This window comes from uncultured Turicibacter sp., from assembly GCF_938044715.1.
In the GTDB taxonomy this organism is placed as follows: domain Bacteria; phylum Bacillota_I; class Bacilli_A; order MOL361; family Turicibacteraceae; genus Turicibacter; species Turicibacter sanguinis.
Genome location: NZ_CALIOS010000030.1, coordinates 1 through 3,937, shown reverse-complemented (window position 1 = coordinate 3,937; position 3,937 = coordinate 1). Strand labels below are relative to the sequence as shown.

4 protein-coding genes and 1 riboswitch are annotated in these 3,937 nt (G+C 34.1%); all 4 genes read left to right on the top strand.

Annotated features, from left to right (window positions below; all coding sequences use genetic code 11):
* Positions 1-258: 258 nt before the first annotated feature.
* Complete coding sequence (locus QWC74_RS03265) at positions 259-1,554, top strand: hypothetical protein (protein WP_006784988.1); 1,296 nt, start codon at positions 259-261, stop codon at positions 1,552-1,554.
* The gene (locus QWC74_RS03260; RefSeq protein WP_006784989.1) at positions 1,538-2,200 is read left to right on the top strand and encodes a DUF6320 domain-containing protein; all 663 of its coding nucleotides are present in this window, start codon (positions 1,538-1,540) and stop codon (positions 2,198-2,200) included. The genes QWC74_RS03265 and QWC74_RS03260 overlap by 17 nt, the downstream gene beginning before the upstream one ends.
* Positions 2,201-2,267: 67 nt before the next feature.
* Positions 2,268-2,369: riboswitch (SAM riboswitch) on the top strand.
* A gap of 92 nt (positions 2,370-2,461) precedes the next feature.
* Positions 2,462-3,505, top strand: coding sequence for a methionine ABC transporter ATP-binding protein (locus QWC74_RS03255; RefSeq protein WP_006784990.1), 1,044 nt, complete (start codon positions 2,462-2,464; stop codon positions 3,503-3,505).
* Positions 3,489-3,937, top strand: a 449-nt coding sequence (locus QWC74_RS03250) for a methionine ABC transporter permease (RefSeq protein WP_288993911.1), incomplete at its 3' end; no start/stop codon positions are given. The genes QWC74_RS03255 and QWC74_RS03250, both read left to right, overlap by 17 nt.

Sequence of the window (3,937 nt, the reverse complement as noted above, 5' to 3'; positions counted from 1 at the left end):
TTAAACGATTTTTAAGGATAAATCAATCATTTTTATTTAAAAAATTCATAATTTTTTACAATTTATATAAGTAAACATTTAGATTATTATTTTTGTTCTATAAATGGAGAAGTTTCATCTCAAGAGATGAATAAAAAGAAGTAAAAAAAGTAAAATTGTTTTAATTGAATTGGTAGATTTATAATCTTAGTTATTGTATGATTAGCTATAAAGCATTGATTTTTGCGATGTAGATTTAAAAAGTAAGGACGATGGTAGATGAATGATAATTACCAAGCATTTTATTGGAGTAAGCTTGATAATGTGGCGAAGTTATATTCACTCGTATCGAGTACAAAGGCAACAAATGTATTCCGAATTTCGGTCAAAATGACAGAACCAATTCAAGCGGATTACTTATCAGAAGCTGTCGTGGGGGCACTTCTTGAAATGCCATCATTTAGTGTACGTCTAAGGATGGGAATTTTTTGGTACTACTTTGATATGAATATTCAAAAACCAAGAGTTCGTAAAGAGTTTACGTATCCATGTTCAAAAATGACGAAGTACACTAATAATGGTTATTTATTTAATGTCACCTATTATGAAAACATGATGCATCTAGAAGTTTTTCATGCTTTGGCTGATGGAGCAGGCGCATTACAGTTTTTACAGGTTCTATTGTATCAATATTTAAAAAGAGTTTATCCTAATTCAGTCAATCAACATTTACAGTTAATGAGTGACCAACAATCTCAACGTGCAATGGATGAGGACAGTTTTTTAAAAGTTGTGTCGGATCGAGATGGAAAAGTTATTCCAACGACTTCTAAAGCATATAAAATACTAGGAATTAAAAAACGTCCTCAAGAATTAAAAGTGATTCATGGAATGATGCCAGCAAAACAGATTGTTAAATTATCAAAACAATATGGCGTTAGTATGTCTTGTTTTTTATCTTCTTTATTAATTTATTCGATTTATATGGAAAATGAGAAATTCACAAAGAATAAGCGACCAATTACGGTGACAATTCCATTTGATTTAAGAGCCCGTTTTGAGTCAAATACTGTGCGTAATTTCTTTTCTAATGTGACGGTATCGGTTAATGTTTTAGAGGAGATGAGTTTTGAAGATATTTTAAAGCAGGTATCCATTCAATTAATTGAGGGGCAAGATCAACAAGTTGTGACGCATAAAATTAAAGATAATGTGAGTGCTCAAGAAAATTTAGCCATCCGTTTTGCTCCACTGTTTATCAAAAATACGGTGATGAGACAAATTTATTTAAAGGCCGATCAAGGGGTGACAACCACGTTATCGAATCTTGGGCGTATTGTCTTTTTAGATGAAATTTCACAGTATGTCGATCAAGTACGCGTCATGCTTCCGGTGACACCACATCAACGAATTCGTTGTGGGGTTTGTTCATTTAAGGAGACGTTAGTCGTTAGTTTTACATCATCATTAGAAGAAACTGATATTCAACGATTCTTCTTTAGATTTTTAAAAGATCAGAAAGTTGAAATTACAATTTCATGTAACGAGGAAATAAATAATGAGATATTGTTCTAAATGTCAAATGAATGTAGAAAATGAATTGAAAAGATGTCCTTTATGTGGGGAAATATTGGACTTAGTTGAAATTGAAGTGGTTCGAGATTATCCATCCCGATTTGCAAAGAAACGTCGCGTGCCGATTCGTAAACTGATTGTATTTATGGCCATGGTGATTATTTCGTATTCTTTTATCATCGGAATTTTTCATGATTTTAATTGGAATTGGGTCTTTATTATTGTGTGTTCTACTTTATATTTGTCAGTGAGTGTTATTATTGGCTTAAGAGTGAAAAAAAATATTGGACCAAATATTTTGACGCATGTCTTTGGTGGAACTGTATTTGCCGTTATTTTAGATTATTTACTTGGCTATCAAGGGTGGTCATTGAATTTTGTGTTTCCATTGGCACTGATGGCAGGAACATCTGTCTTTACACTGTTAATTATTTTAAGACCAAAGCGTTTTACAGATTTTGCAAGTTATCAGTTACTGCTTGGCGGTATTGGATTGTTTTTATTAATGCTCGTTTATTTTGAGTTAATTAGTTTTCCAGCGGTTGCAGTGGTTGCAGGATATTACGCCTTAATAACGTGTGTTGGGATGTTTATGTTTGCTGATCGTAAACTGATTCATGAAATAAAAAAGAAATTTCATTATTAAAAAGACTTTACATTCCATAAAATGGATGGTATAGTATCCGTAAGTTAAAAAAGAAATAAAAATGGATTCCTTATCAAGAGAAGTGGAGGGACAGGCCCTATGAAGCTTCAGCAACCGGTACAGTTGTACACGGTGCTAAATCCGACAGATTGATTCTGGGAGATGAGGGGATTGTTTATTAGAGGACTCTAATGAGACGGACCCCAGCTTTTGATAAGGGGTCCGTTTTTTTATTTCAACTGACAAGGAGGGAGATAGAAGATGATTGAGTTAAGACAGGTAAGTAAGAACTTTGAAAGTCAAGGGCAAGTGGTTAAAGCTTTACAAAATATAAATTTAAGGGTGAATAGAGGTGAAATCCTTGGAATCATTGGGTATAGTGGAGCAGGAAAAAGTACGTTAATCCGATGCTTGAATTATTTAGAAATTCCAACAGAGGGAGAAGTGTTGATTAATAATTTGGTTCTGGGGCAATTGAATGCGAAGCAATTAAGAGAGGCTAGACGAAAAATCGGAATGATTTTTCAACATTTTAATCTCATGAAATCACGTAATGTTTATGAAAATATTGCTTATCCGCTAAAAGGTCAAGGATTGAATCGTGATGAAATAAAGGAGAAGGTTGATCGTTTATTAAAGCTTGTTGGATTAGAGGAAAAGGCTAATGTCTACCCTAATCAGTTGAGTGGGGGTCAAAAACAACGTGTGGCAATTGCTCGGGCATTGGCAAATGATCCAGAAGTGTTGCTTTGTGATGAGGCGACATCAGCTCTTGATCCTCAAACGACTAAATCGATTCTTAGGTTGTTAAAAGAAATTAATGAACGGTTAGGAATTACGATGGTATTGATTACGCATCAAATGGAGGTTGTTAAAGATATTTGTCATCAAGTGGCGGTGATGGAAGAAGGTGAAATTGTTGAAGTAGGACCTATAGTTGATGTTTTTTCAAATCCTAAAGCAACTATTACAAAGGATTTTGTGGCCAATGTATTTCAGGATGAACGGATTTTTGAGTTATTAGAGTCGAGAGGTTCGTTTGAAGAATTAACAAAACTTGAAAAACTTGTGAAGATTTCATTTGTTGGACAACAGACAGGTAAAGCCTTTATTTCTAATATTTCAAAGTTGTTTGATATTGAGGCGAGTATTTTATTTGGAAGTGTGGAGATGATACAAAAAACGCCCATTGGGCATCTAATTGTCAGTTTACATGGCGATGAGAAATTGATGAGTCAGGCACTACAGTATTTAAATGATAATCAGATTAAAGTGGAGGTGTTAAGTGATGGTCGAGTTCTTTAATCAAATTTGTCCAAATGTGGTCGAGTATTTTCCTGATTTATTAAAAGCACTTAACGAAACGTTATTAATGGTTAGTATATCGGGGATTTTTGCAACGATGATTGGATTGCCAATTGGGGTTGTTTTAGTGGTGACAAGGCAAAATCATTTGGTTGAAAATAAATGGGTCTATTATATCATCGGAAAATTAATGAATGTTTTGAGATCCATTCCTTTCATTATCTTGCTTGCGTTTATTATGCCATTTACGAAGTGGATTGTTGGCACAACGATTGGGTTAAAAGGGGCTTTAGTTCCGTTAATTGTGGGGACGACACCGTTTGTAGCGAGACAAGTTGAGTCGGCACTGTTAAATGTTGATGATGGGGTAATTGAAGCAGCAAAAGCGATGGGATCGAGTCCATTTGAAATTATCTATCGTGTCTTGTTAAA

What these genes read in the sequence shown, in the direction of transcription:
- QWC74_RS03265 (WP_006784988.1), top strand. Translation starts at nt 259, where the DNA reads ATGAATGATAATTACCAAGCATTTTATTGGAGTAAGCTTGATAATGTG.
- QWC74_RS03260 (WP_006784989.1), top strand. Translation starts at nt 1,538, where the DNA reads ATGAGATATTGTTCTAAATGTCAAATGAATGTAGAAAATGAATTGAAA.
- QWC74_RS03255 (WP_006784990.1), top strand. Translation starts at nt 2,462, where the DNA reads ATGATTGAGTTAAGACAGGTAAGTAAGAACTTTGAAAGTCAAGGGCAA.